Annotated in this window: 20 protein-coding genes and 1 pseudogene; 9 read left to right on the plus strand and 12 right to left on the minus strand. The window is 66.6% G+C overall.

Translation table 11 applies throughout. The annotated features are described in order from the left end of the window. The 4 genes and pseudogenes from AB0280_RS20020 to AB0280_RS20035 all read left to right on the plus strand — a co-directional run. Positions 1-258, plus strand: a pseudogene (locus AB0280_RS20020) (lipoyl synthase); the annotation flags it as partial. A gap of 88 nt (positions 259-346) precedes the next feature. Beyond that, positions 347-1,099 carry a DUF4191 domain-containing protein gene (locus tag AB0280_RS20025; protein ID WP_159632207.1) on the plus strand — a complete coding sequence of 251 codons (753 nt, stop codon included), beginning with the start codon at positions 347-349 and terminating at the stop codon, positions 1,097-1,099. Between the two features lie 125 nt (positions 1,100-1,224). Then, positions 1,225-1,575 (plus strand): DUF3817 domain-containing protein, encoded by a 351-nt coding sequence (locus AB0280_RS20030; protein WP_224025688.1) that lies wholly within the window; start codon positions 1,225-1,227, stop codon positions 1,573-1,575. An 18-nt stretch (positions 1,576-1,593) separates the two neighbouring features. After that, positions 1,594-2,565, plus strand: a complete 972-nt coding sequence (locus AB0280_RS20035) for a DMT family transporter (RefSeq protein WP_366368520.1) — start codon at positions 1,594-1,596, stop codon at positions 2,563-2,565. Between the two features lie 81 nt (positions 2,566-2,646). On the opposite strand, the gene AB0280_RS20040 is transcribed toward AB0280_RS20035, so the two are convergent. Continuing rightward, positions 2,647-3,084, minus strand: a complete 438-nt coding sequence (locus AB0280_RS20040) for an RDD family protein (RefSeq protein WP_366368522.1) — start codon at positions 3,082-3,084, stop codon at positions 2,647-2,649. A 283-nt stretch (positions 3,085-3,367) separates the two neighbouring features. Here AB0280_RS20040 and glnA (AB0280_RS20045) point away from each other — a divergent pair, with 283 nt between their 5' ends. After that, positions 3,368-4,792, plus strand: coding sequence for a type I glutamate--ammonia ligase (glnA, locus tag AB0280_RS20045; RefSeq protein ID WP_159632210.1), 1,425 nt, complete (start codon positions 3,368-3,370; stop codon positions 4,790-4,792). Positions 4,793-5,065: 273 nt separating this feature from the next. On the opposite strand, the gene AB0280_RS20050 is transcribed toward glnA (AB0280_RS20045), so the two are convergent. From AB0280_RS20050 to glnA (AB0280_RS20060), 3 genes are read right to left on the minus strand one after another with little or no spacing between them, the layout of a single operon-like run. Further along, positions 5,066-5,602 carry a GNAT family N-acetyltransferase gene (locus tag AB0280_RS20050; RefSeq protein WP_366368524.1) on the minus strand — a complete coding sequence of 179 codons (537 nt, stop codon included), beginning with the start codon at positions 5,600-5,602 and terminating at the stop codon, positions 5,066-5,068. Beyond that, positions 5,592-8,603 carry a bifunctional [glutamine synthetase] adenylyltransferase/[glutamine synthetase]-adenylyl-L-tyrosine phosphorylase gene (locus AB0280_RS20055; RefSeq protein WP_224025684.1) on the minus strand — a complete coding sequence of 1,004 codons (3,012 nt, stop codon included), beginning with the start codon at positions 8,601-8,603 and terminating at the stop codon, positions 5,592-5,594. The genes AB0280_RS20050 and AB0280_RS20055 overlap by 11 nt, the downstream gene beginning before the upstream one ends. Positions 8,604-8,612: 9 nt before the next feature. After that, complete coding sequence (gene glnA / locus AB0280_RS20060) at positions 8,613-9,953, minus strand: type I glutamate--ammonia ligase (RefSeq protein WP_141160830.1); 1,341 nt, start codon at positions 9,951-9,953, stop codon at positions 8,613-8,615. Between the two features lie 282 nt (positions 9,954-10,235). Between glnA (AB0280_RS20060) and panB the strand changes: the two genes are divergently transcribed. Further along, positions 10,236-11,123 (plus strand): 3-methyl-2-oxobutanoate hydroxymethyltransferase, encoded by an 888-nt coding sequence (panB, locus tag AB0280_RS20065; protein ID WP_307489665.1) that lies wholly within the window; start codon positions 10,236-10,238, stop codon positions 11,121-11,123. Between the two features lie 15 nt (positions 11,124-11,138). Here panB and AB0280_RS20070 read toward each other — a convergent pair whose 3' ends face one another. Beyond that, positions 11,139-11,303 (minus strand): SPOR domain-containing protein, encoded by a 165-nt coding sequence (locus tag AB0280_RS20070; protein WP_159632225.1) that lies wholly within the window; start codon positions 11,301-11,303, stop codon positions 11,139-11,141. A 120-nt stretch (positions 11,304-11,423) separates the two neighbouring features. On the opposite strand from AB0280_RS20070, the gene map reads away from it, so the two are divergent. Next, positions 11,424-12,302, plus strand: a complete 879-nt coding sequence (gene map / locus AB0280_RS20075; protein WP_307489668.1) for a type I methionyl aminopeptidase — start codon at positions 11,424-11,426, stop codon at positions 12,300-12,302. A 109-nt stretch (positions 12,303-12,411) separates the two neighbouring features. Continuing rightward, positions 12,412-13,215: a polyphosphate--glucose phosphotransferase gene (gene ppgK, locus AB0280_RS20080; protein WP_159632227.1), complete on the plus strand. Its 804-nt coding sequence runs from the start codon at positions 12,412-12,414 to the stop codon at positions 13,213-13,215. Positions 13,216-13,267: 52 nt separating this feature from the next. On the opposite strand, the gene nrdR is transcribed toward ppgK, so the two are convergent. The 3 genes from nrdR to AB0280_RS20095 form a co-directional block, all read right to left on the minus strand. Further along, the gene (gene nrdR, locus AB0280_RS20085) at positions 13,268-13,762 is read right to left on the minus strand and encodes a transcriptional regulator NrdR (RefSeq protein ID WP_224025681.1); all 495 of its coding nucleotides are present in this window, start codon (positions 13,760-13,762) and stop codon (positions 13,268-13,270) included. A gap of 137 nt (positions 13,763-13,899) precedes the next feature. Further along, on the minus strand, positions 13,900-15,273 hold the full coding sequence (gene hisD / locus AB0280_RS20090; RefSeq protein WP_307489672.1) for a histidinol dehydrogenase: 1,374 nt from the start codon (positions 15,271-15,273) through the stop codon (positions 13,900-13,902). Positions 15,274-15,277: 4 nt separating this feature from the next. Beyond that, positions 15,278-15,811 (minus strand): hypothetical protein, encoded by a 534-nt coding sequence (locus tag AB0280_RS20095; protein WP_307489674.1) that lies wholly within the window; start codon positions 15,809-15,811, stop codon positions 15,278-15,280. 127 nt (positions 15,812-15,938) lie between these two features. Here AB0280_RS20095 and AB0280_RS20100 point away from each other — a divergent pair, with 127 nt between their 5' ends. Continuing rightward, on the plus strand, positions 15,939-16,439 hold the full coding sequence (locus tag AB0280_RS20100; RefSeq protein WP_056331660.1) for a flavin reductase family protein: 501 nt from the start codon (positions 15,939-15,941) through the stop codon (positions 16,437-16,439). A gap of 71 nt (positions 16,440-16,510) precedes the next feature. Here the strand turns inward: AB0280_RS20100 and dnaE are convergent, their stop codons facing one another. The 4 genes from dnaE to AB0280_RS20120 form a co-directional block, all read right to left on the minus strand. Continuing rightward, a complete protein-coding gene (gene dnaE, locus AB0280_RS20105) occupies positions 16,511-20,071 on the minus strand; it encodes a DNA polymerase III subunit alpha (RefSeq protein ID WP_159632231.1) in 3,561 nt (1,186 codons plus the stop codon). A gap of 49 nt (positions 20,072-20,120) precedes the next feature. Next, positions 20,121-21,047: an RluA family pseudouridine synthase gene (locus tag AB0280_RS20110; protein WP_159632232.1), complete on the minus strand. Its 927-nt coding sequence runs from the start codon at positions 21,045-21,047 to the stop codon at positions 20,121-20,123. Further along, positions 21,040-21,612, minus strand: a complete 573-nt coding sequence (gene lspA / locus AB0280_RS20115) for a signal peptidase II (protein WP_366368530.1) — start codon at positions 21,610-21,612, stop codon at positions 21,040-21,042. The genes AB0280_RS20110 and lspA overlap by 8 nt, the downstream gene beginning before the upstream one ends. A 93-nt stretch (positions 21,613-21,705) precedes the next feature. After that, positions 21,706-22,392: a DivIVA domain-containing protein gene (locus tag AB0280_RS20120; RefSeq protein ID WP_159632234.1), complete on the minus strand. Its 687-nt coding sequence runs from the start codon at positions 22,390-22,392 to the stop codon at positions 21,706-21,708. Between the last annotated feature and the right edge of the window lie 100 nt (positions 22,393-22,492).

Here is a 22,492-nt window from a genome sequence, read left to right on the forward strand (position 1 = left end):
CGGCACCTGCCCGTGGACCGCTGGGTCAAACCCCAGGAATTCGTGGACCTCCAGCACGAAGCCGAAGAAATCGGCTTCCTCGGCGTCATGTCCGGACCCCTGGTCCGCTCCTCCTACCGCGCCGGCCGCCTCTGGGCCACCGCCATGCGCAAAAAAGGCCGCGACATCCCCGCCGAACTCGCCCACATCGCCGAAGGCATCCAGGACTCCGGCACCACCCGCCAGGAAGCCAGCACCCTCCTCGCTGCACACTCGTGACGTCTCCTTTGTGAAGTGGCAGAGGGCCGGACGCCGGAAGACTCCAGCGTCCGGCCCTTTGGTTTAAGTCACGTAGAATTGAGGCACTATGGCGAAATCCCCTGACTCCAGCAACTCCACCCCGGCGGGCTCAAGCGCGGTGAAGCGCGGCCTGTTCACGCGCAAGCCCAAGGAAGCTAAGGCCAAGAAGCCCAGCAGGCTCAAGCAGATCGGCGAGGTCTTCACCATGACCCGCCGCCACGACCCCATGGTTCCGTGGCTCATGCTGCTGGTGTTCCTCGGTGTTGTGGCCGTGAGCTTCCTGGTGGGTTTCTGGCTGGATAACTGGATTACCGGCCTGATCATCGGCATTCCGCTCGGCCTGCTGGCGGCCACCTTCATTCTGTCCCGGCGCGCTGAGCGTGCTGCGTTCGCGCAGATCGAAAACCAGCCCGGAGCTTCGGGCGCTGCCCTGGGCACGCTCCGCCGCGGCTGGATCACCGAAGAGCAGCCCGTGGCCGTCAACCCGCGCACGCAGGATGCCGTGTTCCGCGCCGTAGGACGTCCCGGCGTCGTCCTTGTCAGCGAGGGCCCCGCCCACCGGGTGAAGCCGCTGCTCGATGCCGAGCGCAAGCGCCTGGCGCGAATCCTGCCCAACGTTCCTGTCCACACCATCCAGACCGGCCGCGGCGAAGGCCAGGTGCCGCTGAGCCAGGTGGCCAAGCAGATGGGCAAGATGAAGAACGAACTGACCAAACTTGAAGTCAGCACGGTATCCAAGCGCATCGCGTCCATGGGCAGCAGGCTTCCCATTCCCAAGGGCATCGACCCCTACAAGGCCCGTCCCAACCGCGGACGCTAGCTGGTTGAACGCCCCGGTACCGGCACTGCCGGCAGCCGGGGCGTTTTTCTTTGTGCCCGAACCGCCGCGCCCAGCCCTCCCATCACATGTGCGGTCAGCGCACCGCCCGACGACAGGACATGACCATGCCCCTCAGGACAACAGTGATCCGCGCCTTCCGCATCCTCGCCGTGGCCGAGGCCTGCAGTTGGGCCGCGCTCCTCGCCGGCATGTATTTCAAATGGATTGCCGGCACCACGGAGCTCGGCGTCCAGGTGGCGGGCCCTGTCCACGGTGCCCTGTTCATCGGTTACGGGGTCGCCGCGCTCATGCTGTGGCGGGTGCAGCGCTGGCCGTTCCTGGTGGCCGTACTGGCAGGTGTCTCGGCGGTCTTCCCGTTCGCCACCCTCCTGTTCGAACGCTGGGCCGGGCGCCGCGGGTACCTCAGCGCTGCCCGCGCAGCGGACGCCCCGGCCCTCGAGTCCAGCCGCGCCTAGCGGGACAGGCACGCCGCAGTGGACTCCGTTGAGCAGGGACTGACGTCACCGCCGCCGCAGGAGGCCGGGACGCCGGGCACGCGCGCGCAGGGACGCAGGCGGGTAATCGCTCTCTTCTCCCTGCTGGGGGCAACCCTGTTCTGGGCCGGCAACTACGTGGTGGGCGCCGGCGCTGTCCACAGCATCGACCCCCTGAGCCTGGTCTTCCTGCGGTGGGCGATCGCACTGGTGCCGCTGCTGCTGATAGCCCAGCTTGTGGAGAATCCCTGCTGGCGGTCCGTTGCAGCTGCGTGGCCGTGGCTGCTGGCGCTCAGCGTGTGCGGGCTCCTGGGCTACAACCTTCTCCTGTATTTCGCCTTGGAACACAACGATGCGTTCAATGCCTCGCTGATCAACGCGTTCAATCCGGCGCTGATCACGCTGGCGGCCGCAGTGTTCCTGCGCGAGCGGCTCACGCCGATGGCGGTGGCCGGCGTCCTGATGGCGCTGGCCGGCGTCCTCATCGTCATCAGCGGAGGGAATGTGGGCCGGCTGGCCACTGCCGGCTTCGGCACCGGCGAGGTGCTGATGGTGGGGGCGGTGGTTGTCTGGACGGCCTACACGGTCATTGGCCGCCTGGCGCCCAGGATCCCGCCGATCACAGCTACGGCAGTGCAGGCAGCCGTGGCGGTGGCTCTGCTGGCCCCGGTGCGGTTCGCGACGGGCGGCCTGGCTTTTCCTGGGACGGGCAGTGCGTTGGCGTCATTGCTCTTTATCGCGATTTTTCCGTCGGTACTGTCCTACGTGCTGTGGAACCGCGCCCTGACGGTGCTGCCGGCGGCCGGTGCCGGCGTGTTCCTCAACCTGATCACTGTCTTCACCGCCGTCCTGACCATTCTGGCCGGACAGGTCCACACAGCCGCGCAGTTTGTGGGCGGCGCCATCGTGGTCGGCGGCGTGATCGTCACGAATGCGCGGGCCTTCCGGCGGAAGCACCCGGCGGGCGCTTAGAGTGGCGATGGCCATGGGGCGCCGTTGCCCTTCGTGCGCCGTTGTCTCTTGGTGTGCCGTTGCCCGCGGGAGGGCCGAGCGTCAACGCCGGATGAGGAGCGTATTCATGGCCTTGTCGTGCAGGCCGCGCTGGTCGGGGTCGAAAATGACTGCGGGGATAACCAGGCAGAGGAGCACTGCCCTGACCAGGCCGGCCAGCGGTCCCGGAGTGCCGCCTCCCGGCTTGATCACCGCGATGCCCATGATGCGGTGGCCGATGCTGTAGCCGAGGGTGCCGACCAGCAGGGTCTGTTCAATGGCGAAGACCGCCAGCGTGGCCCAGGGATCGCCGCCAAAGGCAAAATTGCTGATGAGCAACGCGATGCCCCAGTCGATCATGATCGCAACGATCCTGCGCCCCGCCCGGGCAATGGAGCCGGGACCGGACTCCGGCAGCCCCAGGCGCTCCCCCGGATACTTTGAGATGCCGGAGGTGTCAGGTCCGGTGAGCCAGGAGCCAATGTCTTTGCGATCTACCACCGTCCAAGTTTACCGACCCCGGGGGCAGCAGGCGCCCACACTGTGGATGGGGCTCGACCACTGTGTGGACGGACGATACCGTGGTCATAGCAGGGCATTCTGTAACCTGCCCGAAACAATGCGGACATGGACGGGAAATGCCGGATCCATAGTCTGTTAGAAGTTTCAAGCAATCCCCCGGCAGGTACACGCGACAGGGACAACATGCGTTCTCCCTGATTTTGGATTGCGCTGGATCACATGGCGTGCATGCCAGATATTTACATATGCGTTAGGAGCATAGATGTTCAAGACTGCGGACGAAGTCCTCAAGTTCATCAAGGACGAAGATGTAAAGTTCGTCGATATCCGCTTCACCGACCTTCCGGGTGTCCAGCAGCACTTCAACGTCCCCGCGAAGAGTGTTGACGCTGATTTCTTCGTCAACGGACAGCTCTTCGACGGTTCCTCCATCCGCGGATTCCAGGGCATCGCCGAATCTGACATGCAGCTGATCCCGGACGTCACCACCGCGTTCCTGGACACCTTCCGCATGGAGAAGACCCTCGCGCTGAACTTCTCGATCGTCAACCCGCGCACCGGTGACCCGTACCACCGCGACCCCCGCGGAGTAGCCGAGAAGGCCGAGGCCTACCTGGCCTCCACCGGCATCGCCGACACCGCGTTCTTCGCTCCCGAAGCCGAGTTCTTCGTGTTCGACAACGTCCAGTACCAGTCCTCCCCCGAGGGCAGCTTCTACAAGATCGACTCCGAGGAAGCCCACTGGAACAGCGGCCGCGAGGAAGAAGGCGGCAACCTGGGCTACAAGACCCCCGTCAAGGGCGGTTACTTCCCGGTTTCCCCCACCGACAAGCAGGCTGACCTGCGCGACGCCATGTGCGTTGCCCTGGACGAAGCCGGCCTCGAGGTCGAGCGCAGCCACCACGAAGTTGGATCCGCCGGCCAGGCCGAGATCAACTACAAGTTCACCACGCTGACCCACGCTGCCGATGACCTGCAGAAGTTCAAGTACGTCATCAAGAACACCGCTGACGCCTGGGGCAAGTCCGTTACCTTCATGCCGAAGCCGGTCTTCGGTGACAACGGCTCCGGCATGCACTGCCACCAGTCGCTGTGGAACGGTGGCGAGCCGCTGTTCTACGACGAGAAGGGCTACGCCGGCCTGTCCGACACCGCCCGCTGGTACATCGGCGGCCTGCTGCAGCACTCCTCCGCCGTCCTGGCCTTCACCAACCCGACGGTGAACTCCTACCGCCGCCTGGTCAAGGGCTTCGAAGCCCCGGTCAACATGGTCTACTCGCAGGGCAACCGCTCCGCCGGTATCCGCATCCCCATCACGGGCTCCAACCCCAAGGCCAAGCGCATCGAATTCCGCGCACCGGACCCCTCCTCCAACCCCTACCTGGCCTTCGCTGCCCAGCTGATGGCCGGCATTGACGGCATCCGCAACCGCATCGAGCCCCCGGCTCCCATCGACAAGGACCTCTACGAGCTCCCGGCCGAGGAAGCCAAGGACATCCCCAAGGCTCCGGGCACGCTCGAGGAAGCCCTGGAGGCTCTGCGCGAGGACAACGAGTTCCTGCAGGCCGGCGGCGTCTTCACCCAGGACCTGATCGACACCTGGATCGAGTACAAGTACGAGAACGAGATCCGTCCGCTGTCCCTGCGCCCGAACCCCTACGAGTTCGAGCTCTACTACGGCGTCTAGTCTGCGGCCTGCCCCCGCAGGAGCGCTGAAGCAGCAAAGGCGGCCACCGGTTCATCCGGTGGCCGCCTTTTGCGTTGTCCGGGCCGTCAAGGCCGCGGACGGAGACCGTAAGGTGGGGGCCCGCCTCCAGACGTGCTGAGACCGGGAGCCGGACCCCCTGACGAATGCCCCCCGAGACGAAGACTGTCCAGCCTTCCCCCCAACAAGGTTGGAGAACACCGCCATCCACATAATCGGGCAAACGCTTGCTAAGCGCAATGCCGGTCCGGCGCGTTACGCCGGTACGGCGGCAGCGAAGCTGTGGAACATGGTCCGCTGCGGCCCCGCGGAAACGCCGAGGTACGGCCCTGCGTCGACGAAACCGGCGCGGCGGTACGCGGAGAGTCCCGCATGGTTCTCCTCATTGACGGAAAGCACGACGCCGGACTCGCGGCTTTGGTGCCGGACGGTGAGCTTGCGTGCGGCCTCCACAGCGGCGGTGGCCGCCAGCGTGCCCAGCCCCCTGCCCTGGTGCCGGCTGTCGATGAGGAAGCCCCGCAGCAGCCACGCTGACTTGTCGTCGGGCCACCCGGCAAGGCTGGCCGCCCCCGCCTGGAGGGTCAGGACACCGGATGCGTTCCCGCCGGCTTCCACGACGTAGGGATACCGTGATTCCTCGGCCAGGCCTGCCAGCGCCATGCGCAGGGGGTCGCCCACGAAACGTTCCTGGCCTGCCAGGAGCGACATGTCCGCGATGGCGCCCAACTGGATGGCGCGGGCATCCGCGTCCAGGTCCCGGAGCGGGATGAGCCAGACCCAGTCAGTGCCCATAGAAGACACGTTCAAAAACAGCCCGGGCGCGGCGGCTCACCCGCAAATAGTCTTCCTCCAGCGCGGCGGCGTGTCCCGGCTCGTAGCCGCACCAGCGCGCCACGGCCTCAAGGTCGCGGCGGGAGGATGGCAGGAGATCGGAAGCCTTGCCGTTCCAGATGACATTGGCGGACCGGATGCGGCTGGCCAGCCGCCAGGCCTCGGCCAGCAAACCGGCGTCGGCAGCATCCAACAGTCCAAGTTCCGCTGCTGCGGTGAGGGCTTCCAGCGTGGATGTGGTCCGGAGTTCCGGGTGTTTCCCGGCATGCTGGAGCTGCAGCAGCTGCACCAGCCACTCAACGTCGCTGAGGCCGCCGCGGCCGAGTTTGAGGTGCCGTGCTGGGTCTGCGCCGCGCGGCAACCGCTCCGATTCCACCCTGGCCTTGATGCGCCGGATCTCCCGTACGTCCTGCTCCGCCACAGTTTCCGGGTACCGGATGGGATCGATCAGCGAGAGGAAATCAGCGGCCAGGGCATCATCGCCGGCCATGGGCCGTGCCCGCAGGAGCGCCTGGGCTTCCCAGATCAGGGACCAGCGGCGGTAGTACTCGGCGAAGGAGTCCAGGGAGCGCACCATGGCCCCGTTTTTCCCCTCGGGACGGAGGTCGGCGTCCATTTGGAGGACCCGTTCCGCCATGATGGCCGGCTTCAGGGGTTGCGTGAGGAGGCTGGACACCTTCGCCACGATGCGGGCCGCCTGTTCCTGCGCCTCCGCTTCGGTAAAGCCGGGCAGCGCCCTGTGGACGTACATGACGTCGGCGTCAGAGCCGTAGCCGATCTCCCGGCCGCCCTGCCGGCCCATGGCCACCACCAGCACCGTGGTTTTGAGCGGGCCGGCGGCAGAGACTATTCCTTCCGCCACCCGCAGCGCGCCCAGGACGGCGGCGCGGTCCGTGTCCGCCAAGGCGCTGCCCACCTGTTCCTGGTCCAGGAGGCCCGCCGAATCGGCGATGGCGATGCGCAGGATTTCCCGCCGACGGATCAGCCGGATCAGGCGCATGGCACTCTCCGGATCCTCGTGCCGGGACATCTTTGCCGTGATCTCCTGCCATTGGGCTTCAAAGCCCACGGGAACCAGGTCCTTGTCCTGTCCCAGCCATGCCACCGATTCCGGCGAGACCTCGAGCAGGTCCGCGATGAGCCGGGAGTTGGACAGCATGTGGCACAGGCGTTCAGCGGCGGCGTTGGAGTCGCGGAGCAGGCCCAGGTACCAGTGGGTGGTGCCCAGGGCTTCGCTGACGCGGCGGAAGGCCAGAAGGCCTGCGTCCGGGTCCACGCCCTCGGCGAGCCAGTCGAGCAGGATGGGCAGGAGCTGGCGCTGCAGGGCGGCCCGGCGGCTCACACCGGCGGTCAGCGCCTCAATGTGGCGCATCGCCCCCTGCGGGTCCCGGTATCCGAGCGCCGCAAGCCGTCCCTGCGCCGCCTCGGGGGTCAGCCTGGCGTCCTCGCTGCTGAGTTTGGCTGCCGTATTCAGCAGCGGCCGGTAGAAGATTCGCTCGTGCAGTTCACGGACCGAGCGCTTGGTCCGCTGCCACGCGGACAGCAGGGAGTCCGGGCTGGGCCGTTCGTTGGAGAACGGCCCCAGGACGGCTTTGGCCAACGAGCGCAGCGCCGGCTCCGCCACCGGCATGAGGTGGGTGCGGCGCAGCTGGAACAGCTGGATCCGGTGCTCCAGGAGCCGCAGGTAACGGTAGGCGTTGTCGAAGGCCGCCGCGTCGGAACGGCCAATGTAACCGCCCGCTGACAGGGCAGCGATCGCAGAGGTGGTGTCCCGCCGTCGTAATGTCTCATCCGCCTTGCCATGGACCAGCTGGAGCAGCTGGACGGTGAATTCAACGTCGCGCAGTCCGCCGCGGCCCAGCTTGATCTGGCGCTGCTCCTCGGCGGCCGGAATGTTCTCGGTGACCCGGCGCCGCATCGCCTGGACGGACTCGACGAAGCCCTCCCGGCCGGCCGAGCTCCAGATCAGCGGCGCCACGGCTTCCTCGTACGCCCGGCCCAGTGCGGCGTCGCCCGCGATGGCACGGGCCTTGAGCAGCGCCTGGAATTCCCAGCTTTCGGCCCACCTGGCGTAGTACGTCTCGTGGGAGGCGAGGGTGCGGACCAGCGGCCCCGATTTGCCCTCGGGCCTCAGGTTCGCGTCCACCTCCCACAGTCCGGGTTCCCTCGCGACCGAGGAGATCGCCCGGGAGATGCCGCTCGCCAGCGCCGTGCCGATGGTGTTGGCCTGGGCGTCCTCCAGGCTGCCGGCGTCCACGACGTAGATGACGTCGACGTCGGAAATGTAGTTCAGTTCCCGGGCACCGCATTTGCCCATGCCGATGACTGCCAGGCCGACGTCGGCGACGTCGGCAGCGCTGTGCTGCTCCGCCGCTTCAGCGCGGGATACGGCGAGGGCAGCCTCGATGGCGGCCGCGGCCAGGTCCGCCAGTTCACCGCCCACCGATGGCAGGAAGTCCAGCGGGTCCGCGGCGCAGAGGTCCTTGACGGCGAGGTCCACCAGTCCGCGCCGGTAGGCCGTGCGCAGGGCAGCGTAGGCGTCCGCGCCGGTGGCGGCGGCCACGGGACGTGCGGCGCGGGGGTCGGCGCCCACAGCCTGCAGGAGGGTGGTGCGCAGCCGGCCCGGGTCGGCAGGCAGCGGCTCGGGACTGGCCCGGACCCGGAAGGCCTCCAGGTGTTCCGGGTGCCTGATGAGGAACTCCCCCAGGGCCTCGGAAGCGCCCAGGACCCGGTACATGGGCTCGCTGTCCTCCGCGTCAGCGGCCGCCAGGTCACGCAGCTGCGGGTGCTTTTCAATCAGCCGGACCAGGGACTGCAGGGCAGTGTCCGGGCTCGCGGCCAGCTGCAGCCCGGCAAAGAGCCTGTCCTGGTCCAGCCCCTCAAGTTCGCGCGCGGCAAGGAACCGTTCGCCCTTCTCCAGGTCGCTGAATCCGGCCGCGATCAGGCGGCGTGCCAGGCTCACGCCGGGCACCTAGAGGATGCCGAGGTTGCGCTGCAGCTCGTAGGGCGTCACCTGAAGCCGGTAGTCCTGCCATTCGGCGCGCTTGTTGCGCAGGAAGTGCTCGTAAACCTGTTCGCCCAGGATCTGCGGCATCAGCTCCGAGTCCTCCATGGAACGGATGGCATCGTGCAGGCTGGCCGGGAGCGGGTCATGGCCCATGGCGCGGCGTTCCGCGGAGCTCAGCGACCAGACATCGTCCTCTGCCGCGGCCGGAAGGTCGTAGCCCTCCTCGATGCCCTTCAGGCCCGCGCCGAGCAGCACGGCGTAGGCAAGGTACGGGTTCGCGGCGGAGTCGATGCCGCGGTACTCGATTCGGGCGGACTGGCCCTTGCCGGGCTTGTACAGCGGCACGCGGACCAGCGCGGAGCGGTTGTTGTGGCCCCAGCTGAGGTAGCTGGGTGCTTCGCCGCCGCCCCACAGGCGCTTGTAGGAGTTGACGAACTGGTTGGTGACGGCCGTGAATTCCGGGGCGTGCTTGAGGATGCCGGCGATGAACTGCCGGGCCGTCTTGGACAGCTGGAACTCAGCCCCTGCTTCGAAGAACGCGTTGCTGTCACCTTCGAACAGGGAGAAGTGCGTGTGCATGCCGGAGCCGGGGTGGTCGGTGAACGGCTTGGGCATGAACGTGGCGTAGGTGCCCTGCTGCAGCGCCACTTCCTTGATGACGGTGCGGAACGTCATGATGTTGTCCGCCGTCTGCAGGGCGTCCGCGTAGCGGAGATCGATCTCGTTCTGGCCCGGGCCTGCCTCGTGGTGGCTGAATTCCACGGAAATGCCGACCGATTCCAGCATGGTCACCGCGGTGCGCCGGAAGTCCTGGGCCACGCCGCCGGGGACATGGTCAAAGTAGCCGCCCTCGTCCACCGGAACAGGAGCACCGTTCGGACCCGGCTCGTGCGACTTGAGCAGGTAGAACTCGATCTCGGGGTGGGTGTAGCAGGTGAAGCCCATGTCCGCGGCCTTGGCGAGGGTCCGCTTGAGCACGTTGCGCGGATCGGCGGCGGAGGGCTCGCCGTCGGGGGTCAGGATGTCGCAGAACATCCTGGACGTCTGCTCGGTCTCGCCGCGCCACGGCAGGATCTGGAAGGTGGCGGGATCCGGCTGGGCCAGCATGTCGGATTCGAAAACACGGGCCAGGCCTTCAATGGAGGAACCGTCGAACCCCAGGCCTTCCTCGAATGCGCCCTCGACCTCCGCCGGGGCCAGCGCCACGGACTTCAGCGAACCCACGACGTCGGTGAACCACAGGCGCACGAAACGTACGTCGCGCTCTTCGATTGTGCGCAGGACAAATTCTTGCTGGCGGTCCATGATGGCCTCTTCTCCGGTCAACGTCCATGCTCCGGGGTCCGCGCAAAGGGGAAAGCCGGCAGCAGTTCATCATCACTGTACTAATCATTCGGCGCCGATGCTTGAGCCTGCGCCGTGCGTAACACAGCATTAACCTGGCGGTCCCCAAAACATGCCCCCAGGCGCGGTTTCCAGCGATACCCGGCACCCCGTCCCGGCGCGGAGCTATGGCGCTTATCACCTTTTTGCCGGGATGCCCGCGGTAGCTAGCTAGGACGGCCGGTGCCGCACTACGCTCATCCCATGGCCTCCAACAGCTCCGACTCCAGCGCGTCCGCAGAAGTACCCGCCCCGTACGGCAACGGCCCCGGCGTGCCGGTTCCTGCCGAACGGAAGCCCGCCAAGGTCCGCATCCACCACCTGCAGCAGGCCAAGCGTGACGGCACCAGGTTCGCCATGCTCACGGCGTACGAGCAGTACACGGCCGAGATCTTCGATGCTGCCGGCATCGAGGTGCTCCTGGTCGGAGACTCGGCGTCCAACAACGTCTTTGGCAATGAGACCAGCCTCCCGGTGACCGTTGACGAACTGCTCCCCCTCTGCCGGGCGGTGGCCAGGTCCGCCAAGCGTGCCCTGGTGGTGGCCGACCTGCCGTTCGGCAGCTACGAGGTCAGCGCGGAACAGGCCGTCGGCGCGGGCGTCAGGTTCCTGAAGGAAGGGCTGGCCCACGCGGTGAAGATCGAGGGCGGGAAGTACTACGCCCCCACGGTCCGCGCGATGGTGCAGGCGGGCATCCCCGTGATGGCCCACATCGGCTTCACGCCCCAGAGCGAACACGCCCTGGGCGGCTACCGCGTGCAGGGCCGCGGCGACGACGCCCAACGGCTGATCGAGGACGCCCACGCCCTCGAGGAGGCCGGCGCGTTTTGCGTGCTGATGGAGATGGTGCCGGCCGAGACTGCCGCCGCGGTTGACGCCGCCGTGGGCGTGCCCACTGTGGGCATCGGGGCCGGGAACGCCACCACGGGCCAGGTCCTTGTCTGGCAGGACATGGCAGGGCTTCGCGGCGGCCGGATGGCCAAATTCGTCAAGCAGTACGCGGACCTGCGCAGCACACTGCACGACGCCGCCACCGCCTACGGGGACGACGTCCGCTCCGGCACGTTCCCCGGCCCGGAACACTCGTTCTAGGCAGGAAACAGCCCGTCAGTCGTCGTCGCCCTTTTCCCAGGCCTCGTTGCGCGCCCGGACCTTCTCGATGGCGTGCTCAGCTTCTTCGCGGGTCTTGTAGGGCCCAATGAGCTGGCTCCAGTCCGACAGCCGGTCCTCTTCCACTTCGTGGGTATTGACGTTGAACCAGTACTCAGTCATCGTTGCTCCTCGTTCCGGCGACAGGAATCCCGGGGTGATCCACGTAACACAAACACTTACGCGCCCCCTCCCCAGCTTGTCGGTTGTTAGGCGTTCTGTGGTGCCTTATATGATCAATCTATGCCTTCCCTTGCCTCGACTGCACCCATTGGCACCCTCACCCCGGGTACCCTGAGTCCGCAGCGTCCCGTCCCGGCGTCCATCCCCCGTCCGGAATACGTCGGCAAGCCGGCACCCGCCAAATTCACCGGCTCCGAAGTCAAGTCTGCGGAGACCATCGAGAAGATCCGGATTGCCGGGAAGATCGCGGCGCAGGCCATCGTGGAAGTGGGCAAGCACATCCAGCCGGGAGTCACCACCGACGAGCTGGACAAAGTGGGCCACGAATTCCTGCTGGACCATAACGCCTACCCGTCCACGCTCGGTTACCGCGGATTCCCCAAGTCGCTGTGTTCCTCTTTGAACGAGGTCATCTGCCACGGCATCCCGGACAGCACCGTGGTCCAGGACGGCGACATCCTGAACATCGACATCACGGCCTACCTCAACGGCGTCCACGGAGACACCAACTACACGTTCCTGGTAGGGGACGTGGACGAGGAATCCCGGCTCCTGGTGGAGCGTACGGAGGAGTCGCTGAACCGGGCCATCAAGGCCGTGGCGCCGGGGCGTGAAATCAACGTCATTGGCAGGGCCATCCAGTCCTATGCCAAGCGCTTTGGCTACGGCGTGGTCCGCGACTTCACCGGCCATGGCGTCGGAGAGGCCTTCCACACCGGGCTCATCATCCCGCACTACGATGCCGCCCCTGCCTACAACACCGTGATCGAAGCGGGAATGGTGTTCACCATCGAACCGATGCTCACGCTGGGCACCGTGGAATGGGACATGTGGAGCGATGACTGGACCGTGGTCACACGGGACCGCAAGCGCACCGCCCAATTCGAGCACACCCTGCTGGTCACCGAGACCGGCGCCGAAATCCTTACCCTGCCGTAGCCCGGCCCGTGCCCCCTGGGCATGCTGCCGGTGCAGACCGGACTACTGTTACGGGCCGCCCCCAAAGCCGCCCCTTTTCCTGCCCGCCCCTGTCAAGAACGGAATCCCATTGGCCAAGAAGGACGAGAAGTCGCACAAGAACGCACCGCTGATCGGCATCGACATCGGTGGTACGGGCATCAAGGGCGGCATTGTCGACCTGAAGAAGGGCAAGCTCCTCGGAGAACGCTTCCGGGTGCCCACCCCGCAGCCCGCCACCCCTGAGGCCGTAGCCGAGGCCGTGGCCCTGGTGGTGGCCGAACTCTCGGCACGCCCCGAGGCCCCGGAAGCCGGCTCCCCCGTGGGCGTGACCTTTCCCGGCATCATCCAGCACGGCGTGGTCCACTCCGCAGCCAATGTGGACAAGAGCTGGCTGGACACGGACATCGACGCCCTCCTCACGGCCCGGCTCGGCCGGCCGGTGGAAGTCATCAATGATGCGGACGCCGCAGGCCTGGCAGAGGCACGCTACGGGGCCGGCGAAGGCGTCGCCGGCACTGTCCTGGTGATCACGCTCGGTACCGGCATCGGTTCAGCCTTCATCTTTGACGGAAAGCTGGTCCCCAACGCAGAGCTGGGGCACCTTGAAATTGACGGCCACGATGCCGAATCCAAGGCGTCCGCCGTTGCCCGCGAACGTGACGGGCTGTCCTGGGACGAGTACAGCGTGCTGCTGCAGCGCTACTTCTCGCACGTGGAGTTCCTGTTCTCGCCGGAACTGTTCATCGTGGGCGGCGGGATTTCAAAGCGCGCCGACGAGTACCTTCCCAACCTCAAGCTCCGTACCCCGATTGTCCCGGCGGTCCTCCGCAACGAGGCAGGCATCGTGGGTGCGGCGCTGGAAATCGCACTCCAGCACAACCTGGCCAAGTAGGAGTGGTGCCGGTGGCGGCTGCGGCTTCCCCTCCGCTGCCGCCACCGGAGTTCTAGAGGGGGCTCTTCTCGGAGCTCTTGGCTGCGCCCTTGGCGCCTTCCCCGGCCTCGTGGCGGAGCAGGGCAATGGCAGTCTCGAAGTCCTCGAGGGACTCAAAGGCCTGGTACACGCTGGCGAAGCGAAGGTAGGCTACCTCGTCGAGTTTCTGCAGCGGCCCGAGGATCACCAGGCCTACCTCGTGCGCATCGATTTCGGCGGCGCCCGAGGCACGGATCTGCTCTTCGACTTCCTGGGCCAGCATGGCGAGGTCATCCTCGCTCACGGGGCGCCCCTGGCACGCCTTGCGCACGCCGTTGATCACCTTGCTGCGGCTGAAGGGCTCGCCCACGCCGGAACGTTTGATCACGGACAGGCTGGTGGTTTCCACCGTGGTGAACCGGCGGCCGCATTCCGGGCATTGCCGGCGCCTGCGGATGGCCGAGCCGTCATCAGCCATCCGGCTATCCACCACGCGGGAATCAGGGTTGCGGCAGAACGGGCAGTACATGGCGTTCCCCCTTTTCGGTTGTGGTGTGCAACGGCGTTGGAAGCCACCAGCACCGCCGGGGGGCGATGCCGTGGCGTTCCCAGTTTACGGGCAGATGTGGGGTAATAACAATCCTGTAATTACTACATGTAGTGGTATCACCGATCGCCCGGGAACCGGGCCGTCACCGCGTCCCCGTGGGCCGGAAGATCCTCGGCCCGGGACAGGCTCACGATGTGTCCGCTGACCTCGGCCAGGGCTTCCCGGCTGTAGTTGACCACCTGGATGGCGCGCAGGAATGTGGTCACGTTCAACCCGGAGGAAAAGGCTGCCGTACCGCTGGTGGGCAGCACGTGGTTGGAGCCGGCGCAGTAGTCGCCAAGGCTGACGGGGCTGTAGTCCCCCACGAAGATCGCGCCCGCGTTCCGGATGCGGGCGGCCACGGCGGCAGCGTCCCGGGTCATGATTTCCAGGTGCTCCGCTGCGTACGCGTCACAGGCAGCGATTCCCTGCTCGAGGCCGTCCACCAGCACGACGCCGGACTGGGGACCGGACAGCGCCTCCTGCACCCTGGCCGAGTGCTTGGTGGCGGCGGCCTGCAGTGCCAGTTCAGCACGCACGGCGGCGGCGAGCTCCTCGGAATCGGTAATGAGGACCGAGGCTGCCTTCGGATCGTGCTCCGCCTGGCTGAGCAGGTCGGCGGCAACCAGGGCGGGCTGGGCGGAGTCGTCCGCCAGGATGGCGATTTCCGTGGTTCCGGCCTCTGAATCAATGCCGACGACGCCCTTAACCAGGCGTTTGGCCGTGGCAACGAAGATGTTGCCGGGGCCGGTGACCACGTCCACGGGCTCCAGGGCCGGACCTGCCTCCGTCGCTTCGACGCCGTAAGCGAAGGCTGCAATGGCCTGGGCCCCGCCGATGGCGTAAACCTCAGTGATGCCCAGCAGCGACGCGGCCGCCAGGATGGTGGGGTGCGGCAGCCCGCCGAACTCCTTCTGGGGCGGCGAGGCCAGGGCGATGGACTCCACACCCGCCGCCAGTGCGGGCACGACGTTCATGATCACCGATGACGGGTACACGGCAAGGCCGCCGGGAACGTACAGCCCCACGCGGGCCACCGGAACCCAGTTCTGGCTGACCACTGCGCCGTCGCCCAGTTCGACGTCGACATTGCGCGGGCGCTGCCCGTCCGCGAACTTCCGTGCCCGGCTGATGGATTCCTCCAGGGCAGCCCGCACGGCCGGATCCAGCTGGTCCAGCGCTGCGGCGAGTGCCTCCCCGGGGACCAGCGGGTGCTCCTGCGCCACGCCGTCGAACCGTTCGGCCAGCTCTGCCAGCGCCGCGAAGCCGCGCTCCCGGACGGCGGAAATGATCCGCAGGACCTTTTCCTCGGCGTCCGCCACGGTCTGTCCCTTCGCGCGTGGCACCGCGGCGCGAAGTGCCGGAAGGCTCAAGTGGCGGCCCCGAAGGTCAATGGTGCGGAACTCGACGGCGGCGGTCACGGGGGCAGGAAACTCCGGGGATGTGGTCACCGCTCTATTTTACGGGGCTGTGCACGCCTGCTGTTTCCGCGCCGGCTGAATCAGGCTTTCTGCCCGTGGTGCCCACCAGTTCAAGGATGAAGACCGAGACGGCCGTGGCGGCGGGCCAGAGCAGCAGGACCGGCCACGCCCGCAGGGAGAAGGCGATGCTGGCGTTTGCCGACGTGTCGACGGCCGGACCCCACAGCCGTCCCGCCAGGACACCTGTCCCCCATGCCACGGCGCTGCCCGCGAACGCCCCGGCCAGGCCGGTGAGCAGTGCCGCCTGCGGGTCCGGGCGCTTGCCGTCCGCCAGGAATACGGCCAGCAGGCAGCCGGCCAGCACCAGGATGCCTGCGAGCGTGAGATCGCGCGGCAGCCAGACCAGGGGCACGGTGCCGGCCGCCAGGGCTGGGTCGCGGGTGATCAGGTTCAATCCGCCCGGGGCAAGGACCCACCAGAGGATGCCCGCCGGGATGCCCGCGGCCGCCGGGACCAGCAGCACGGACCATGGCAGCAGCCGCCTGGCGGGGCGGGCGAAGTTCGTCATGCAACACACCTTAACAAAGGTTCCTGCAAGGCCATCCGCCGTGGTGCGGCCGCCGCCTGTTTTCCCGCCGTGACCGTGGGCCAATACGCTTGGGGAAAGAGTTACGCCACTTAGTTCAGGAGTTCCGGTGACCGACAACAGCGAGCCGTTCGAGCAGACGTTCAGGGAGATGTTCCGCCGGCATGCCGCGGGCGTCGCCATTATCACCGTGAATTACCAGGATGAGCCCTACGGCTTCACGGCAACCTCCGTGGCGTCCCTGTCGGCGAAGCCGCCGCGCTTCACGTTCAACATGGCGCGCAGCTCCAGGTCCTGGCCCGCCGTGGCCAACACCCAGTACCTGGGGGTGCACATGCTGGGGCTGGAGAACCAGGAGCTGGCGGCCCGCTTTGCCCGCCCCGGCAACCGCTTCGAAGGCAACCATTGGGAGATCGGTCCGCACGGGGTGCCCATCCTCAAGGATGTTGCCGGCTGGCTGATCGGCGAGATCCAGATGCGGCTCTCGTTCGAGAACAACGCCGTGGTGGTGGTCCAGGTAGTGGACGGCCAGGTGGGCGGCGAAGGATCGCCGCTGCTGTACCACGGCGGCGCCTATGGGCAGCCGGTCCCGCTGGACTACGAGATCTGACGCCCACGGACCGGCGCAGCAAAAAGGCGGCCGACGGCGGGAGGTGATTCCCGCCGTCGGCCGCCTGTTTGTCAGGCGTCCAGGCAGGCCGGGCCCAGCAGGACCTTCAGGTCGCCGAACAGCGACGGGCTGGGGTTCACCCGAAGGTGGACGGGCAGGCCCATGATTTCGGTCCGGGTGTCACCCTGCAGGTGCAGCCGCACCTCCGAGTTGCCCCGGTGGGTGCGCAGGACGTCGCCGAGCTCCGTGACCACGGCCTCGGTGGCTTTGTGGGTGGGCATGGTGATGACCAGGGGCCCGTGCAGCCCTTCGCTCAGGTCCGGGACGGAAAGCTCCATGCAGTTGAGCGTGATGGCGCCGTCGTCGCGCTTCTGCAGCCGGCCCTTGACCACCACGATCAGGTCCTCCGCCAGTACGGAGGCGATCGGCCCATAGACCTGCCCGAAGAACATGACTTCGATCGAGCCGCCCAGGTCCTCCACCTCGGCCCGGGCGTAGGCATTGCCGCTGGCTTTTGCGATGCGGCGGCTCAGGGACGTGATCATGCCGGCGATCGTGATGATCGCTCCGTCCTGCGGCCCGTCCTCGCCGATGATGGAGGTAATGCTCATCTCTGCATGCTGGGCCAGGAGTCCCTCCAGGCCCTGCAGCGGATGGTCCGATACGTACAGGCCCAGCATGTCCCGTTCGAAGGAGAGCTTGTCCTTCTTTTCCCACTCGGGCAGGTCCGGGATCTCGATGCTCAGGGAGGACGATTCCGCCCCGGCGTCTTCGAAACCGGCGAAGAGGTCGAACTGGCCGATGGCCTCGTTGCGCTTGAGGGTGATGACGGAGTCGATGGCCTCTTCGTGGATCATGGCCAGGGCGCGGCGGTGGTGGCCCAGCGAGTCGAACGCGCCGGATTTGATCAGGGACTCGATGGTCCGCTTGTTGCAGACCACGGCCGGGACCTTCATCAGGTAGTCCTTGAAGGAGGTGAACGCTCCCTCGCTTTCGCGGGCTGCCACCATGGCTTCCACGGCGTTGACGCCCACGTTGCGGATGGCGCCCATGCCGAAGCGGATGTCGTTGCCCACCGGAGTGAAGTTCAGGGCGGACTCGTTGACGTCCGGCGGAAGCACGGTGATGCCCATGCGCCGGCACTCGTTGAGGTAGATGGCCGACTTGTCCTTGTCATCGCCCACCGAGGTCAGCAGCGCCGCCATGTATTCAGGGGCGTAGTGGGCCTTGAGGTAGGCGGTCCAGTACGAGATCACGCCATAGGCGGCCGAGTGGGCTTTATTGAAGGCGTAGTCGGAGAAGGGCAGCAGGATGTCCCAGAGAGTCTTGACGGCCTCCATGGAGTAGCCGTTGTCCTGCATGCCCTGGGAGAAGCCGGCGAACTGCTTGTCCAGCTCGGATTTCTTCTTCTTGCCCATGGCGCGGCGGAGGATGTCTGCCTGGCCCAACGAGTAGCCGGCCAGCTTCTGCGCCACGGCCATGACCTGCTCCTGGTACACGATCAGGCCATAGGTCCCACCGAGGATTTCCTTGAGGGGCTCCTCCAGCTCCGGGTGGATGGGGATGACTTCCTGGATCCCGTTCTTGCGCAGCGCATAGTCGGTGTGGGCGTTGGCGCCCATGGGACCCGGACGGTAGAGCGCCAGGACGGCGGAGATGTCTTCGAAGTTGTCAGGCTTCATGAGCTTGAGCAGCGACCGCATGGGACCGCCGTCGAGCTGGAACACGCCCAGGGTGTCGCCGCGGGCCAGGAGCTCGTAGGACGGGGCATCGTCCAGCTCAAGGTTTTCCAGGTCCAGGTCGATGCCGCGGTTCATCTTGATGTTCTCGAGGGCATCGGAAATGATCGTCAGGTTCCGCAGGCCCAGGAAGTCCATCTTGATCAGGCCAAGGCCCTCGGACGTCGGGTAGTCGAACTGGGTGATCACCTGGCCGTCCTGGAAGCGGCGCATGATGGGGATGACGTCGATGATGGGGTCCGAGGACATGATGACGCCGGCGGCGTGCACGCCCCACTGGCGCTTCAGGCCTTCGATGCCCAGGGCCGTTTCGAAGACCTTGGCGGCTTCGGGGTCGGTGGCGATCAGCTGCCGGAAGTCCCCTGCTTCGCTGTAGCGCTTGGACTCCGGATTCTGGATGTCCGCCAGGGGAATGTCCTTGGCCATCACGGCCGGCGGCAGGGCCTTGGTCAGCGTCTCGCCCATGCTGAACGGGTAGCCCAGGACGCGGGAGGAGTCCTTGAGGGCCTGTTTGGTCTTGATGGTGCCGTAGGTGACGATCATCGCGACGCGCTCGTCACCGTACTTGCGGGTGACGTAGTCGATGACTTCCGAGCGGCGCCGGTCATCGAAGTCGACGTCGAAGTCGGGCATGGAGACGCGGTCCGGGTTGAGGAACCGTTCAAAGATCAGCCCGTGGCGCAGGGGGTCGAGGTCGGTGATGCGCATGGCGTAGGCCACCATGGAGCCTGCACCCGAACCACGCCCGGGGCCCACCCGGATGCCGTTGTTCTTGGCCCAGTTGATGAAGTCGGCAACCACCAGGAAGTAGCCGGGGAAACCCATGGAGGTGATGACGCCGAGCTCGTAGTCGGCCTGCTTGCGAACTTCATCCGGGATGCCGCCCGGGTAGCGGTACTGCAGGCCCTTGTCCACTTCCTTGACCAGCCAGGAGGTCTCGTCCTCGCCGGGCGGGCAGGGGAACCGCGGCATGAAGTTGGCGTCGGTGTTGAAGGACACTTCGCAGCGTTCGGCGATCAGCAGCGTGTTGTCGCACGCCTCCGGGTGGTCGCGGAAGAGCTCCCGCATCTCCTGCGGGGACTTCAGGTAGTAGCCGCTGCCGGAGAAGGCGAACCGGGAGCCGCCGTTGTCATAGGTGGGTTCCAGCAGCGTGGAGCCGGACTGGATGGCCAGCAGGGCCTCGTGCGCCTTGGCGTCGTGCTCATGCGTGTAGTGGAGGTCGTTCGTGGCCACCAGGGGCAGGTTCAGGTCCTTGGCCAACCGCAGCAGGTCGCCGGTGACCCGCCGCTCGATGTCCAGCCCGTGGTCCATCAGTTCGCAGAAGTAATTCTCCGCACCGAAAATGTCCCGGAACTCGGCCGCCGCCTCGAGTGCTTCGCGGTACTGGCCGAGCCGGAGCCGGGTCTGGACCTCGCCGGAAGGGCAGCCCGTGGTGGCGATGAGCCCCTCTGAGTACGTGTTGAGCAGTTCCCGGTCCAGCCGCGGCCACTTGCCGAAGACTGAGTCGAGGGAGGCGATGGAGGAGGCCCGGAAGAGGTTCCGCATGCCCACGTTGTTGTAGCTCAGGAGGGTCATGTGGGTGTAGGACCCACCGCCGGAGACGTCGTCCTTGCGCTGGGATTCATCGCCCCAGCGCACGCGTTCCTTGTCCGTCCGGGCAGTACCGGGCGTCACATAGGCTTCGACGCCGATGATCGGCTTGATGCCCTTGTCCGTGGCTTTGCGCCAGAAGTCGAACGCGCCGAACAGGTAGCCGTGGTCTGTGGTGGCGAGGGCCGGCATGCCAAGGCGTTCGGTCTCATCGAACAGCTCCCCCAGGCGGGCCGCTCCATCCAGCATGGAATATTCGGTGTGGGTGTGCAGGTGGACAAACGAATCATTGCTGGAACTCACCGCACTATTCTAAGCGCTGCCCCCGGACACTCCTGCCAGGCCGGCCGTGTCAGGCCTGGCCCGACTCCAGTACTTCCAGGGCGTAGGAAAGGTCCTGCGGGTACTCGCTGGTGACCGTAACGCGCTCCCCCGTCACGGGGTGGTCAAAGGCCAGTTGACGGGCGTGCAGCCACTGCCGTGTGAGCCCCAGGTTGGCGGCCAGGCGGGGATCGGCGCCGTAGGTGAGGTCGCCGGCGCAGGGGTGGCGGAGCGCGGAGAAATGGACCCGGATCTGGTGCGTGCGGCCGGTTTCAAGGTGGACTTCCACCAGGCTGGCCTTGCCGAAGGCCTCCAGGACTTCGTAGTGGGTTACGGAGGGCCGCCCGTCCTCGATGACGGCGAAACGCCAGTCGTGCCCGGGGTGGCGGCCGATGGGGGCATCGATGGTGCCCGTCAGGGGGTCGGGAAGGCCCTGCACCACCGCGTGGTAGACCTTGTCCACCGTGCGCTCCTTGAAGGCGCGCTTGAGGGCGGTGTAGGCGCGCTCGGATTTGGCCACCACCATCACCCCGGAGGTCCCGACGTCGAGCCGGTGGACGATGCCTGCCCGCTCGGGGGCGCCCGAAGTGGAGATCCGGTAGCCGGCGGCGGCAAGCCCGCCCACCACGGTGGGCCCCACCCAGCCCGGTGAGGGATGGGCTGCCACGCCGACGGGTTTGTCGACGACGACGAAATCATCGTCGTCGAGCAGGATATTCAGGCCTTCCACAACTTCCTCCACGACTTCAAGCGGGTCCCGCCGTTCCGGGACGGTGACCTCGAGGGTGTCCCCGGCCACGAGTTTTGCCGACTTGCCCAGGGCCTTGCCCCGGTTGAGGACGTGGCCGTCCGCGAGAAGGGATGCGGCGACAGAACGGGACACGCCCAAGAGGCCGGCCAGGCCGGCGTCCGCCCGCGCCCCGGCGTATTCTTCGGCGACGACGATGCGGTCAGTCATGGCCAGGCTTGTCCTTCTGTGCACTCCCCAGCCGTGTTCCGTCCAGGGCGATCCCGCGGATGGTCAGGATGCAGATAATGGCGACGGCGGACACCACCGCGGAGTCGGCAATGTTGAAGATGGCGAAGTTGGGAAGCTGGATGAAGTCCACCACGTGTCCCATGCCGAAGGATGGCTCACGGAAGAGCCGGTCCGTGAGGTTCCCCAGCGCCCCGCCGAGCAGCAGGCCCAGGGCCAGGGACCACCAGGCGGAGCCCAGCCGGCGGACCTGGAAAAGGATGGCGACAGCCACGCCGGCCATGATGATGGAAAACACCCAGGTGACGTTCTCGCCGATGGAGAACGCGGCGCCGGAGTTCCGGATGAAGTACCAGTGGAGCAGGGGCGGCAGCACCGGGATCCGTTCCCCTTCCACCATGGTGGAGGTGACCCACAGCTTGGTCAGCTGGTCCAGGACGTAGGCGAAGACCGCGAACCCCGCGAACAGGGACAGCAGCACCGCCCGGCGGGGGCGCGGCGAGGGTGGGAGAGGGCGTGCCGCGTCGGCGGCAAGTTCGTCAGTCATGGTGCTTTCAATTCGTGGAACTGGGTGTCAATGCCAAAAGCCGGTGGCCGAGGAATCCTCAGCCACCGGCTTTCAGAATACGTGCTGCCAGACTTAGTTGGCTTCGCTGACTTCCGGCGTCGCGACGGAGCCGCGGGCATCCAGGTCGCGGAGCTGGCCTTCGATGTAGGCCTTCAGGCGTGAGCGGTAGTCGCGTTCGAAGCCGCGGAGCTGCTCCACCTTGCGTTCCAGGACGGAGCGCTGCTGCTCCAGGGCGCCGAGGATCTTGCGGGACTTTTCCTGGGCGTCGTTGACGAGGCTGCTGGCTTCGATCTGCGCCTCGGCGATGATCTTGTCCTTCTGGGCCTGGCCGTCGGCGACGTGGCGGTCGTGCATCTGCTGTGCCATGGCCAGCAGGCCGGCAGCGGACTCGGCGGATGCAGTAGCGGCGGGAGCCTGTGCAACGGGTGCGGCGGCGGCGGGAGCGGCCGGCTGGACGTCCTTCTTCTTGCTGGCTTCGGCAGCCTTCGCTTCGGCTTCAGCCTTCTCGCGGGCTTCGTCCTTGTCGGCCTTGACCGGCGCGGGGACCTTCTCCACCACGGGGGCGGCAGCTGAGCTTGCCGGAACGCTGGAACCTGCTTCGGCGAGCTTCTTGCGGAGCTCGTCGTTTTCCTGGTTCAGGCGGCGGAGTTCAACGACGATTTCGTCCAGGAAGTCGTCAACCTCGTCCTGGTCATAGCCCTCGCGGAACTTGGTCGGCTGAAAGCGCTTGTTGACAACGTCTTCTGGCGTCAAAGCCATCTGGTCACCTCACTGGTCTGGTTAGTCAGTAGGCCTTCCGGCCGTCAAAACTAAGGTACCTAAATTTGGTCTGCTTACTCTAATTCAACACTGCGGTGTC

This window comes from Pseudarthrobacter sp. 902506025 (genome assembly GCF_040702325.1).
Classification (GTDB): domain Bacteria; phylum Actinomycetota; class Actinomycetes; order Actinomycetales; family Micrococcaceae; genus Arthrobacter.